The sequence below is a fragment of the Flavobacterium sp. CHNK8 genome, assembly GCF_019774515.1.
Lineage (GTDB): Bacteria > Bacteroidota > Bacteroidia > Flavobacteriales > Flavobacteriaceae > Flavobacterium > Flavobacterium tiangeerense.
Map to the genome: position 1 here is coordinate 227,380 of NZ_CP081492.1, position 12,788 is coordinate 240,167.

Sequence of the window (12,788 nt, forward strand, 5' to 3'; positions counted from 1 at the left end):
AATCTGCGAATCTGTGGTTATTTTTTTAATTTATCGTCTCGCCATTCCCTACACCATCCGTATCTGGATTTACAAACACTAGTTTTCCTTCAGCATTTGAAGTCATCAAAATCATACCTTGACTTTCTACGCCACGTAAGTTTCTTGGTGCCAAATTCACTAAAACAGTTACGCGTTTCCCAATGATATCTTCTGGTTTGAAACTTTCGGCAATTCCCGAAACTATTGTTCGAATATCAATTCCAGTATCTACCTTTAAAATTAAAAGTTTGTTGGCTTTTGGCATTTTTTCAGCCTCTAAAATGGTTCCTGTACGGATATCCATTTTGGCGAAATCCTCAAATTGAATAAGCTCTTTTTGTGGTTCAGCTACTTTATTCTCGGCTTTGTTAGCGGTTTTGGTTGCTTCTAATTTATCGATTTGTTTTTGGATTTCTTCGTCTTCAATTTTAGAGAAAAGTAATTCGGCTTGACCAATTTGGTGACCAGCGGGTAATAAATTCCAATCTTCAAATTCCAAATTCCAATTGTTGATGTTGATATTCAACATTCTTGACAATTTTACAGAAGTAAAAGGCAAGAACGGCTCACAAAGCGAACTCAAAACTGCAGCAATTTGCAAAGCAACATACATTTGAGTTTTTGTACGTTCTTCATCAGTTTTAATCATCTTCCAAGGCTCTTCATCGGCTAAATATTTATTTCCGAGTCTTGCTACATTCATCATTTCACCAAGCGCTTCTCTAAATCTGTATCTTTCGATAGAACTTGAAATTACTGATGGATAGGCTTTCAATTCAGCCAAAGTTTGTTCGTCTACCTCAGATAATTCGTTAGGAGTAGGGACAATTCCGTCGTAATATTTATTGGTTAAAACCACCACACGATTGATGAAATTTCCAAAAATCGCTACCAGTTCATTGTTGTTTCTAGCTTGAAAGTCTTTCCAAGTAAAATCATTATCCTTCGTTTCTGGAGCATTTGATGTTAAGGCATAACGTAATACATCTTGCTGATTTGGGAATTCTTCTAAATATTCGTGCAACCAAACCGCCCAATTTTTAGACGTAGATAATTTGTTTCCTTCCAAGTTCAAGAACTCATTAGCAGGAACATTGTCCGGTAAGATGTAACTTCCTTCAGCTTTTAGCATTGCCGGGAAAATCACGCAATGAAATACAATATTGTCTTTCCCAATAAAGTGAACCAGTTTTGTGTCTTGATCTTTCCAGTACGGTTCCCAATCTTTTCCTTCGCGCAAAGCCCATTCTTTGGTAGCTGATATGTATCCAATAGGAGCATCAAACCATACGTATAATTTTTTGCCTTCGGCACCTTCAACAGGAACATCAATTCCCCAGTCAAGGTCACGCGTTACGGCACGAGGCTCTAAACCGCCGTCAATCCATGACTTTACTTGTCCGTAAACATTCGGTTTCCAGTCGTTTTTATGTCCTACCAGAATCCATTCTTTCAAGAAATCTTCGTAACGGTCTAGAGGTAAAAACCAGTGTTTTGTAGATTTCATGATGGGAGTTTCTCCCGTAATGGTTGATTTTGGATTAATCAAATCGGTAGCATTCAGCGTAGATCCACATTTTTCGCATTGGTCGCCGTATGCTTCTTCGTTGCCACATTTTGGGCAAGTTCCCATTACAAAACGATCTGCTAAAAACTGATCTGCTTTAGCATCATACAATTGTTCGGTTACTTCTTCAATAAAATCGCCTTGTTCATACAGTTTTTTGAAAAATTCCGAAGCCGTGTCATGATGAATTTTAGCCGAAGTTCTCGAATAATTATCAAATGAAATTCCAAAATCAGAGAACGATTTACGGATAATACCATCGTATTTATCAATTACTTGCTGAGGCGTAATGCCTTCTTTTTTGGCTTTCATAGAGATAGCCACACCGTGTTCATCGCTTCCGCAAACAAACAGAACGTCTCTTCCTTGCAATCTTAAATATCTAGAATAAATATCGGACGGTACGTAAACACCCGCCAAATGGCCAATGTGAATCGGTCCGTTCGTGTACGGCAATGCCGCTGTAATCGTATATCTTTTTGGATTCTGTATCATGATTCAATTTTATTGAGTGCAAAAATAAGCAATAGAATTTTATTTGAAGCTATTTACAGCCGTTGAATCTGTCATGTCCTGATATCCGTTTCAAACAAAATTCAGTGAGCTCCACTGTCTAAATAACCAAAGTTGAAGTAATCTTTTTTAAGTGCTGTAAATGGAAATAAAATTTAGGTCGAAAATGAATTGAATCATGCTGGTCTTTTTGTCTTTAGTTTTTGTCAGGTAAAGTATTGCAATTTATTTGTAATAGTTTGTACAAGGTGCATCAAAAAACTATTTGTATCTAATGATTTACAAATAAAATAAATAGTATTTTTACACCTAAAATAGAATATACCAACATTAATATTTGATACTTTATAACATGAAAAAAGCATTTATAGTAGCTCTTGCATTTATTTACGCTTCGATTTATTCGCAAACCAATAGAGAAATTTCAAGAGATTGGACCTCTTTTAATCAAACAATAGATGTTCAAACAGCTATTCCAAAAAAATTCAAGGTAATAGCTTATGTAAAAGTAGACACTCAAGATTCACATGCTTGGGCTGGTGTATGGGCTAGAGTAGATACAAAAGAGGACAAAATGGGTTTTTTCGATAATATGAGCGATAGGTCCATAAAACTTAATCAATGGCAATCTTATTCCGTTGAGGGAACCATTGATTCCAACTCAAAATCGCTAAGTTTTGGCGGCTTGTGTTCGTATAACGGAAAATTCTATTTTGACAAGTTTGAATTGTTCATCGAGAATGATAAAGGAGTTTTAACACCGGTGCAAATTCCTAATGCTAGTTTTGAGATGCAAACAAAGAATAATGAAATTCCAAAATGGAATTTAGGTACTAGAAACAATCAAAATATTAAGGTTAAAGAGTATAAAATCAGTTCTGAACCAGATAAGAAAGATGGTGTTGCCAGTTTACTAATTGAAGGTAGCGGTATTAAATTTATAGAATCGGGAAAAATAGGTGGGGTTGAGGGTGCTTCTCCTCAAATTGGGGCTATGATATCCATGTTGGAGGATTTAAAAAACCGAGTAGAAAATACAGTAAAAAATATGAGTAAATATGAAGTAGATTATTTACTAGATAAGGATGCAAATAGAATAGGAGCTTTAGTAATGCATTTGGCTGCAGCTGAGGCCTATTATCAGGTTTTTACATTTGAAAATAGGGAGTTTAATGCAGAAGAAGAGAAAAAGTGGGGCGCAGCATTAGCTTTGGATCAAGGGGGTAGAGATGATTTCAAAGGGAATGATATTCAATATTATCTTGATATTTATAATGAGGTAAGAGCAAAGACTATTAGTGAATTAAAAAAGAAAGACGATGCTTGGTTTGCTGAGGTACAAAAAAAATATGGAATTAGTAATCAATATTGTTGGTTTCATGTTATGGAGCATCAATCTAGTCATTTAGGTCAAATATTATTTTTAAAGAAGCGAATAAAACCAGAATTAGAATTAAAACTTGACGGTAAGATTAAAAATTAGAGTTTTTTTATTTTCGATGCCATACATGAAGATTTTAATACATCAGGTTTTTAGCTAAATCAAAACAATATAAAACCATGCCCAAAGGACCCGAAAAAAACACCAAAAATAAAGCGTTGCACACCAAGCTCCTCAATAGGAAAAAGGCAAAATTGCAAGAAGAGAAAGCAGCAAAAGCAGCACGCTTAAAGGCATTGGTAACCAAAATGAATCAGAAAAAGAACAATAATGAATCCGATGTTATTTAATTTAAAGCGTAAATAAATCTGTGCTAATCTTTGCAATCTGTGGTTAAAACAAATATTTCGATTCCTCAGTATTTTACCCGAAATTTGCAGCATACATCCTAACACAAAACTCAAATGGAATTCGGAAAAATCATCATCTCAGAAAACGCTGCTCAAAGTGAAAACCCACAAGATATTATTAACTCAAACATTTCGGTAATCAACTTAATGCGTGAAGAGAAAATTGATGACGATTTGATTCACGAAGATGCGTTGATGAGTTATTATTTGGATTTTTATGTAGCGCAACATGTTGATGGTAACTTTGCACAATTCGTTCACCGCTCCGGATGGAATAAGGAATTAAACGAACTTATAGAAGAAGGTTTAGCTTTGATTGAAGCACCAAAACATCTAGAATTATTCCAGCAACAGTCTAAAAAAGTGAGTTTAATGAGTAGTGTGAAACTCAATAAATTTTTACAAGGAAAATTAGAAGGAGTTAATCTCACTAGAGACGCACTCAACACCGATACTTTTTTCGAAATAGAAGAAAATATAGTAGAACTTAATGCTGCTTTTTTAATGTCGCACCCTGATCTTGAAGTGCTTTCTATAGACGATATGTTTGCAACTCTTGAAGCTTTTGTAGGTCACGAGATTAAAAGAGAGTAGAGTTATTTCGCAAAGACACACAAAGTAGCGCAAAGATTTCTGCAAAAAACTTCGTGAATCTTTGTGGCTCTTATGCGAATCTTCGTTAAATAGCCTTTCCTATTAAAAAAGAGTAGCGTTATTTCGCAAAGACACACTAAGAAAAATACAGAGCAACGCAAAGATTTCAATAAAAAACTCCGTGAATCTTTGTGGCTTTTATGCGAATCTTCGTGAAATAAATTTTCCTAAAAAACTTTGTCCCAATCTTATCAAACATTTCCTTAAATTTGCTTCCATAATCATATAAGTTAGCGCAAAAAAATCAAGCTATGTTACAAATTGCATTTATTAGAGAGAATCAAGAAAAAGTAATCAATGCTTTGGCCAAAAGAAATTTGGATGCCAAGAGTGTTGTTGAAGAAGTGGTACAACTAGATGAAAAACGTCGTGCTACGCAAGTAGAGCTGGACACTATTTTATCTGAATCTAATAAATTATCCAAAGATATTGGCGAATTGATGAAAGCGGGTGAGAAATCAAAAGCCGCAATCCTAAAAGAAAAAACAGTTTTAAACAAAGAGAAAAGCAAAGCGCTAGCCGAAACAGCTGAAGCACTAGCTGCTGAACTTTTAGAAAAATTATATACATTACCTAATCTTCCAGCTGATATTGTTCCAGAGGGTAAAACTCCAGAGGAAAACGTAAACGTTTTTGAAGAAGGTGCCGTTCCGGTTTTACATGAAGGTGCACAACCACATTGGGATTTGGTAAAAAAATACGATATCATTGATTTTGAATTGGGAGTAAAAATCACTGGAGCAGGATTTCCAGTGTATAAAGGTAAAGGTGCTCGTTTGCAACGTGCCTTGATCAATTATTTCTTAGATAAAAATACGGCAGCGGGTTACAATGAAGTTCAGGTTCCGCATATGGTCAATGAAGCATCTGCTTATGGAACAGGTCAATTGCCAGACAAAGAAGGGCAAATGTACCATGATAAAACCGATGATTTGTACTTGATTCCAACGGCTGAGGTTCCTGTTACTAATTTGTTTCGTGATGTAATCCTTAACGAAAATGAATTGCCAGTATTGACTACGGCTTATACGCCATGTTTCCGTCGTGAAGCAGGTTCTTACGGTGCTCATGTACGTGGTTTAAACCGTTTGCACCAATTTGACAAAGTCGAAATTGTACGTGTAGAGCATCCTGATAAGTCTTACGAAGCACTTGACGGAATGGTAGAACATATAAAAGATATCTTGAGGGATTTGAAATTACCGTACCGTGTTTTACGTCTTTGTGGCGGGGATATGGGGTTCACTTCAGCATTGACGTATGATTTTGAAGTATTTTCTACGGCACAAGACCGTTGGTTAGAGATTAGTTCAGTTTCTAATTTTGAGACTTTTCAAGCCAATCGTTTGAAATTGCGTTTCAAGGACAAAGATGGAAAAAACCAATTGGCACACACCTTAAACGGAAGCGCGCTGGCCTTACCAAGAGTTATGGCTGGAATATTAGAAAATTACCAAACTCCTGAGGGAATTGTAATACCAGAGGTATTGCGTCCTTACTGTGGATTTGATATTATAAATTAATTAGTTTGCGGTTATCAGTCACAGTTGACAACGCTGTGACTGAAAACTGTGACTGCAACTAAACACGAATATTGATAATGAAAAAGCTCTTTCTGTATATCAGTTTGTCATTCTCGCTATTTGCTTTTGCCCAAAACGAGCAATTAGCACAGTATTATTATGACAAAGGCGATTTTGAAAAAGCAAAAATCAGTTATGAAGAACTATTAAAAGAGACACCTCAAAATTCGCTTTATTTTTTAAGGTCAATAGATTGTTTGCAACAATTGCAGCAGTTTGAAAGCGCACAAACTGCACTTCAGCTCAGGTATGATAAGTACCAGCAGCCAACCATTTTGGTGGAACTAGGTTATAATTATCAGTTGCAAAAAAACGAAAGTAGGGCAAAGCCGTACTACGAAAGAGCTTTAGAATCCATAAAGAAAAATCCAAATGATGTTTACGGTGTTGCCAATGCGTTTGAACGTAAAGTACTCCTTGAATATGCATTGAAAGCATATAAAATGGTCTCTGGAACGCAGGAAAATTTCAATTTCAATTATCAAATAGGGTTGCTCTACGGTCAAATGGCAAATATGGAACTCATGGTTGCTACTTTTCTAGATGAAGCGTATACGAATCCAGAAAACTCCATCCGAATCCAAAACCAATTAGTACGTTTCATGGTTGATGAAGGTGATGCTAATTTCAATGATATTTTGCGCAAAGCATTGATAGTAAGAACTCAAAAAACACAAGATATTTTCTGGAATCGTTTTTTAAGTTGGTTTTATGTGCAGCAAAAAGAATTTGATAAGGCATTTATACAAGAAAAAGCCATTTACAAACGCAATCCCGAAACGCTTGCTAACATTGTAAGTCTAGGACAACAAGCCATCCAAGAAGAAAAAACCGATGCCGCTATTGAGATTTTAAATTTTGTGTTGCAAAATTCACAGGACAAAGAGTTATTGGTGCAAGCCAATACGTACTTAATACGAATGAAAATTGAAAAAGCAACAGCTACTGATTACCCAGCAATTAATCTGGCACTAGAGGATTTGCTAAAACAATTTGGAATAAGTCCTTTTACGCTATCTTTGCAGCTTATTCAAGCTCATTTTACAGCATTCAATTTAAAAAAACCAGAGGAGGCTAAAAAAATTATTAAGTATGCCCTAGAAATGCAACTGAATGAATATGAAATAGCACAAACAAAAATGGAGTTGGCTGATATTTTACTTTATGAAGAAAAATTCAACCAAGCATTATTGTACTATTCTCAAATTGAATTGGATTTAAAAAATGATGTTGTAGCTCATGAAGCCAGTTTGAAAGCAGCAAAAACAAGCTATTTTAAAACTGATTTTGAATGGGCTTTGAAACAATTTAAGGAGTTAAAAGCAGCTAATACACAGTTGATTGCAAATGATGCCTTAGAGTATTACTTGCTGATAAATGACAATACCGTTGCTGATTCTACTCAAACGGCCTTAAAACAATTTGCAAAAGGTGATTACCTATTGTATCAAAATAGAGATGAGGAAGCCATTGTTCAATTTCAGTCACTGTTACAAAAAAAGGCAGGTGAGCAAGCTGATGAAATTGAAGCGATTACGTTGTTGAGATTGGGTAAAATTTATGAAAAAAAATCCGATTTTGTTTTGGCTTTAAGCCAATACCAAAAAATAATAGAAGCACACAAAGAAAGCATTTACATTGACGAAGCCTTATTTTATGCGGCCGAAATAAACAATAAAAAACTACAACAACCCGAAATTGCTAAGCCATTGTATGAGAAAATAATTTTTAATCATCAAGATAGTATCCATTTTGTGCCGGCCCGCAAAGAATATCGCATGCTAAGAGGAGATACTGTAATACAGTAAATGATGGGTGCAAAACTAGGCTTTACATGATGGCAACCGTTGTTCTAGAATATTAATTTTTTTTAACCCTACTATCCCTGGTAGGTTTTCCCTTTTTTTAGGGTCAGGGTCAGTTTATGATTATATACAATGTCACTACAAATATACATGAAAGCGTACACGATCAATGGATGATCTGGATGCAACACAAACACATTCCTGAAATCTTGGCAACTGGATTGTTTTCATCAGCCCGATTGGTTCGCGTATTGGTTGAAGAAGAAATGGGAGGAGTAACCTACTCTGTACAATATGAAACGGAAAGTAAGGAGACCTTGCAGCGCTATTATCAAGAGTATGCACCTGGTTTCCGTGAAGAGGGCGCTCGATTATTTGGAGATAAAATGCTAGCTTTTAGAACTGAACTTGAGTTAATTGGGGATTATAAATAAATAGCGTAATCTTGTAAACACCTAGTATCCAGATTAAAAATCGGATCACAGATACAATATAAACTTTATGCCTTAGTGGCAAAATAAATACATACTGAAATAAGTTCAGCAAAAAAATGGAAAAAGTAACCGCCAAAAAACACTTAGGACAACACTTTCTCAAAGATGAAAGTATAGCTAAGGATATTGCTGACACGCTAAACCTAGAAGGGTATGATGATGTCTTAGAAATAGGTCCGGGAATGGGAGTTTTGACAAAATATTTATTGGATAAACCTGTAAATACATACGTTATTGAAATTGATACCGAATCAGTAACCTATCTGGATGCTAATTATCCAAAATTGAAAGATAAAATTATCTCTAAAGATTTCTTGAAATACAACATCAATGAAATTTTTGAAGGGAAGCAGTTTGCTATAATTGGGAACTTCCCGTATAATATTTCAACACAAATTGTTTTTAGAACATTAGAATACAAAGAACAAATACCAGAGTTTGCTGGTATGTTTCAAAAAGAAGTTGCAGAACGTATTTGTGAAAAGAAAGGAACAAAAGCCTACGGAATTCTCTCGGTACTGGTGCAAGCTTTTTATGATGCAGAGTATTTGTTTACCGTAGACGAAAATGTTTTTAATCCGCCACCCAAAGTAAAATCAGGGGTTTTAAGGTTACGCCGTAAAAAAGATTTTAGTTTGCCTTGCGGCGAAAAATTATTTTTCACAGTAGTTAAAACCGCATTTCAGCAAAGACGTAAAACGTTACGTAATAGCTTAAAGACCTTGAATTTGTCTGATGTTTTACGTGAGGATGAAATTTTAAACCTTCGTCCAGAACAATTAGATGTAGCACAATTTATTTCCCTCACACAAAAAATAGAAGCCGATGGAGTTTAAAATCAGCAAAGTACTAATACAAGAATTAGAGCAACTCATTCAAAACAAGAACGACCAGCAGTTGGAAGTGTTATTGAATGACATGCACCATGCTGATATTGCCGAAATTCTAGATGAGCTGGACTTTAACGAAGCTACTTACATCTTTAAAGTTTTAGACAGTGAGAAAACCGCCGAAATTCTTCTAGAACTAGAAGATGATTTGCGTGAAAACATATTAAGCAGGCTTTCGCCAAAGGAAATTGCAGAAGAATTAGATGAACTTGAAACCAATGATGCTGCGGATATTATTGCAGAGCTTTCGCAAGACTTAAAAGCCGAAGTAATATCAGAACTCCAAGATGTGGAGCATGCCAAAGATATTGTTGATTTATTGCGCTATGATGAGGACACCGCTGGTGGAATCATGCACAAAGAGTTGGTTAAAGTCAATGAAAACTGGAATGTACTTACGTGCGTGAAAGAAATGCGCATTCAGGCCGAAAATATCTCCAGAGTACATTCTATTTATGTGGTAGATGATGAAGATCGTTTAAAAGGGCGTTTGTCACTTAAGGATTTGTTGACTACTTCGTCTAGAACACCTATCAATGATGTTTATATTCGAAAATTAAACTCGGTAAAAGTAGATACTGAGGATGTTGAGGTGGCTCGTATCATGCAAAAGTACGATTTAGAAGCGATTCCAGTTGTGGATGAATTAGGAAGGTTAGTAGGTAGAATTACCATTGATGACATTGTAGATGTAATCAAGGACGAAGCTGATGAAGATTACCAGTTAGCAGCGGGTATCTCACAAGATGTAGAAGCTGATGATAGCATATTTGAGCACACAAAAGCGAGGTTACCATGGTTGGTTTTAGCGCTTTTAGGTGGTTTTATCTCGGTAAAAGTATTGGGACTTTTTGAAGGTGCCATGCTACAACACGGAAACTTGTTCTTTTTTACACCACTTATTGCGGCTATGGCGGGAAATGTAGGTGTACAATCTTCGGCTATTATTGTGCAAGGTTTGGCTAATAATACCTTGAGTGGTTCCTTGTTTAACAGGTTGATAAAAGAAGTTTCATTGAGCTTATTAAATGGCGTAATACTGGCGTCTATATTGTTTATAGGAAGTCATTTTTTATTAAATGTTGAGATTATTATTGGTATCATTGTAACCACTGCGCTAATTTCAGTAATTATTATTGCGTCATTAATTGGGACTTCTATTCCTTTATTGTTAGATAAATTTGGGATTGATCCAGCTCTAGCAACAGGACCTTTTATTACCACTAGCAACGATATTTGCGGAATTTTAATTTATTTTTCGATAGCAAAAATGATTTTAGGATTCTAAAAAAATATAGTCATTTAACTAACCAACACTTTTCCATGATAATTCCCTTTCTTTTAGAGAGGGTTTGGGAGAGGAAAACCATAACTAGCATGAAAGTACATATTATTGGAGGGGGAAACCTAGGCGTAGCAATTGCATTGGGTTTGTCTCAGTTTTCACCAGAAAACAAGATTACAATAACTAGAAGAAATGTGACTTCAATTACGTATCTGGAAAAATTAGGTGCCACTGTTACCAATAATAATGTACATGAAATAGAAGAGGCTGATGTCATTATTTTGACCATAAAACCATACCAAGTAGATATGGTGTTAAGTGAAATTCTACCTTATGTATCTCAAAAAATTGTAGCATCAGCAGTAAGTGGATTATGTATAGAGAAATTGCAAGAAAAAATAGGGAATACAAATAGTGCTATTAGGATAATGCCTAATATAGCGGCACAGTTCGGAGCTTCAGCAACCTGTATTGCTTTTCATGAAAAAGATACACTGCAAGCACAGCAAGTTGTATCGCTATTCCAAACATTAGGCACAGCTCCAATTATTGACGAAAAATTGATGGATGCAGCAACGGTTCTTGCAGCCAGCGGAACTGCATTCGCGTTGCGTTATATTCGTGCTTCTATGCAAGCGGGTATTGAAATAGGTTTTGATTGGCAAACTGCCCTCGCTATTTCAGCACAAACCGTTAAAGGGGCGGCGCAAATGCTTTTGGAAGAAAATATACATCCGGAACAATTAATTGATAGAGTTACTACACCACAAGGTTGTACAATTGCAGGTTTGAATGAAATGGAAATGCACGGTTTTAGTTCTTCATTGATTCGAGGGATTAAAACTTCTTTGAAACAAATTAAAGGATAGAACTACCAAATAGTTTTAACCATATGACCTTTAAAATAAAAGCCCTCATTTTTCATTCGAAATATGAGGGCTTTTATTTTTGAAATATTTACATAATCCTATGTAGCTTTTTTAATTTTTAGGGGTTTTAAATTAAATTTTAGCCATAAAAACCCAATTGTTCCTGCAACAAAAGAGGCCATTAAAATAGCAATTTTAGAGTAAGTAATTACTTCTTCACCATCGTTTTTGAAAGCCAGTAATGTGATGAAGATAGACATGGTAAATCCTATGCCGCCAAGCATTCCTGCGCCTAGAATACTGCTCCATTTTAAATCCTTTGGCAGTGTACAAATACCCATACTTACCGCTAGGAATGAGAACAACCATATTCCCAAAGGTTTTCCTATAACAAGTCCTAAAATGATTCCTATCGTGTTGGCATGATTTAAACCTTCTTGCCAGTTAGCACTAATTGCAATTCCTGTATTGGCAATAGCAAACAATGGTAGGATAAAAAACGCTACAGGATAATGCAAAAAGTGTTGCAAACGGTAAGAAGAAGTTTTTTTGCTTCCATCTCCAAACGGGATCACAAAGGCCAATAATACTCCTGTTATGGTAGCATGTACTCCTGAATTTAGCATGAAGTACCACATGGCTGCTCCTCCTATCAAGTATGGATAGAGTTGATGCACGTTGCGTCTGTTAAAAATGAATAAAACTCCCATAATGGCAAATGCAATTCCTAGATTGATGTAGTCAATACTTTCAGTGTAAAATACAGCAATGACTATTATGGCTCCCAAATCATCAATGACTGCCAATGCGGTTAAGAAAATTTTTAATGAAGTAGGAACTCTTTTGCCTAAAAGCGATAAAATTCCTATTGCAAACGCAATGTCTGTAGCCATAGGAATTCCGGCTCCGTTTTGTGTAACCGTACCAAAGTTTAGTAGTAAAAAAATCCCCGCAGGTACCAGCATACCGCCCAAAGCGCCAAAAATAGGCAAAGTAGCATCTTTAATACTCGATAATTCTCCTTGATATATTTCTCTTTCTAATTCTAATCCAATTAAGAGAAAGAAAATGGTCATTAAACCATCATTAATCCAGTGGGTAATGGAATGGCTTGCCACTTCGGTTTCCCAAAATGCAATATAATTGTCTTGAACTGCTGAGTTGGCCAATGCAATGGAAAGTAAAGTTACAAAAAGTAATAAGATACCTCCTGCTTTTTCACTTTCAAAAAAGGCTTTAAATGTTTTAGTTACTTTCATTATTTATTTTGAGTTTGTTTTGTAGGAGTGTGAAAAATACAAAGCACAAATTTACAA

Annotated in this window: 11 protein-coding genes; 9 read left to right on the forward strand and 2 right to left on the reverse strand. The window is 35.5% G+C overall.

What is annotated here, in order from left to right:
* Window positions 1-25: 25 nt before the first annotated feature.
* A complete protein-coding gene (gene metG, locus K5V07_RS00925; protein ID WP_221915994.1) occupies window positions 26-2,083 on the reverse strand; it encodes a methionine--tRNA ligase in 2,058 nt (685 codons plus the stop codon).
* A gap of 370 nt (window positions 2,084-2,453) precedes the next feature.
* On the opposite strand from metG, the gene K5V07_RS00930 reads away from it, so the two are divergent.
* From K5V07_RS00930 to proC, 9 genes are all read left to right on the forward strand, one after another.
* Complete coding sequence (locus K5V07_RS00930) at window positions 2,454-3,584, forward strand: DUF664 domain-containing protein (protein ID WP_221915995.1); 1,131 nt, start codon at window positions 2,454-2,456, stop codon at window positions 3,582-3,584.
* Window positions 3,585-3,661: 77 nt separating this feature from the next.
* Entirely contained in the window at window positions 3,662-3,832 is a 171-nt protein-coding gene (locus tag K5V07_RS00935; protein ID WP_199250929.1) for a hypothetical protein, read from the forward strand.
* A 114-nt stretch (window positions 3,833-3,946) separates the two neighbouring features.
* Window positions 3,947-4,486: a hypothetical protein gene (locus tag K5V07_RS00940; protein WP_158730104.1), complete on the forward strand. Its 540-nt coding sequence runs from the start codon at window positions 3,947-3,949 to the stop codon at window positions 4,484-4,486.
* Window positions 4,487-4,797: 311 nt separating this feature from the next.
* Window positions 4,798-6,069, forward strand: coding sequence for a serine--tRNA ligase (serS, locus tag K5V07_RS00945; RefSeq protein WP_221915996.1), 1,272 nt, complete (start codon window positions 4,798-4,800; stop codon window positions 6,067-6,069).
* Between the two features lie 77 nt (window positions 6,070-6,146).
* The gene (locus K5V07_RS00950; protein ID WP_221915997.1) at window positions 6,147-7,937 is read left to right on the forward strand and encodes a hypothetical protein; all 1,791 of its coding nucleotides are present in this window, start codon (window positions 6,147-6,149) and stop codon (window positions 7,935-7,937) included.
* 116 nt (window positions 7,938-8,053) lie between these two features.
* The gene (locus K5V07_RS00955; RefSeq protein ID WP_221915998.1) at window positions 8,054-8,368 is read left to right on the forward strand and encodes a DUF4286 family protein; all 315 of its coding nucleotides are present in this window, start codon (window positions 8,054-8,056) and stop codon (window positions 8,366-8,368) included.
* 116 nt (window positions 8,369-8,484) lie between these two features.
* Window positions 8,485-9,264, forward strand: a complete 780-nt coding sequence (gene rsmA / locus K5V07_RS00960) for a 16S rRNA (adenine(1518)-N(6)/adenine(1519)-N(6))-dimethyltransferase RsmA (protein ID WP_221915999.1) — start codon at window positions 8,485-8,487, stop codon at window positions 9,262-9,264.
* Window positions 9,254-10,606, forward strand: a complete 1,353-nt coding sequence (gene mgtE / locus K5V07_RS00965; RefSeq protein ID WP_221916000.1) for a magnesium transporter — start codon at window positions 9,254-9,256, stop codon at window positions 10,604-10,606. Before rsmA ends, mgtE begins: the two co-directional genes overlap by 11 nt.
* An 89-nt stretch (window positions 10,607-10,695) precedes the next feature.
* On the forward strand, window positions 10,696-11,472 hold the full coding sequence (proC, locus tag K5V07_RS00970; RefSeq protein ID WP_221916001.1) for a pyrroline-5-carboxylate reductase: 777 nt from the start codon (window positions 10,696-10,698) through the stop codon (window positions 11,470-11,472).
* A gap of 98 nt (window positions 11,473-11,570) precedes the next feature.
* On the opposite strand, the gene nhaA is transcribed toward proC, so the two are convergent.
* Entirely contained in the window at window positions 11,571-12,731 is a 1,161-nt protein-coding gene (nhaA, locus tag K5V07_RS00975; protein WP_221916002.1) for a Na+/H+ antiporter NhaA, read from the reverse strand.
* Between the last annotated feature and the right edge of the window lie 57 nt (window positions 12,732-12,788).

What these genes read in the sequence shown, in the direction of transcription:
- metG (WP_221915994.1), bottom strand. Translation starts at nt 2,083, where the DNA reads ATGATACAGAATCCAAAAAGATATACGATTACAGCGGCATTGCCGTAC.
- K5V07_RS00930 (WP_221915995.1), top strand. Translation starts at nt 2,454, where the DNA reads ATGAAAAAAGCATTTATAGTAGCTCTTGCATTTATTTACGCTTCGATT.
- K5V07_RS00935 (WP_199250929.1), top strand. Translation starts at nt 3,662, where the DNA reads ATGCCCAAAGGACCCGAAAAAAACACCAAAAATAAAGCGTTGCACACC.
- K5V07_RS00940 (WP_158730104.1), top strand. Translation starts at nt 3,947, where the DNA reads ATGGAATTCGGAAAAATCATCATCTCAGAAAACGCTGCTCAAAGTGAA.
- serS (WP_221915996.1), top strand. Translation starts at nt 4,798, where the DNA reads ATGTTACAAATTGCATTTATTAGAGAGAATCAAGAAAAAGTAATCAAT.
- K5V07_RS00950 (WP_221915997.1), top strand. Translation starts at nt 6,147, where the DNA reads ATGAAAAAGCTCTTTCTGTATATCAGTTTGTCATTCTCGCTATTTGCT.
- K5V07_RS00955 (WP_221915998.1), top strand. Translation starts at nt 8,054, where the DNA reads ATGATTATATACAATGTCACTACAAATATACATGAAAGCGTACACGAT.
- rsmA (WP_221915999.1), top strand. Translation starts at nt 8,485, where the DNA reads ATGGAAAAAGTAACCGCCAAAAAACACTTAGGACAACACTTTCTCAAA.
- mgtE (WP_221916000.1), top strand. Translation starts at nt 9,254, where the DNA reads ATGGAGTTTAAAATCAGCAAAGTACTAATACAAGAATTAGAGCAACTC.
- proC (WP_221916001.1), top strand. Translation starts at nt 10,696, where the DNA reads ATGAAAGTACATATTATTGGAGGGGGAAACCTAGGCGTAGCAATTGCA.
- nhaA (WP_221916002.1), bottom strand. Translation starts at nt 12,731, where the DNA reads ATGAAAGTAACTAAAACATTTAAAGCCTTTTTTGAAAGTGAAAAAGCA.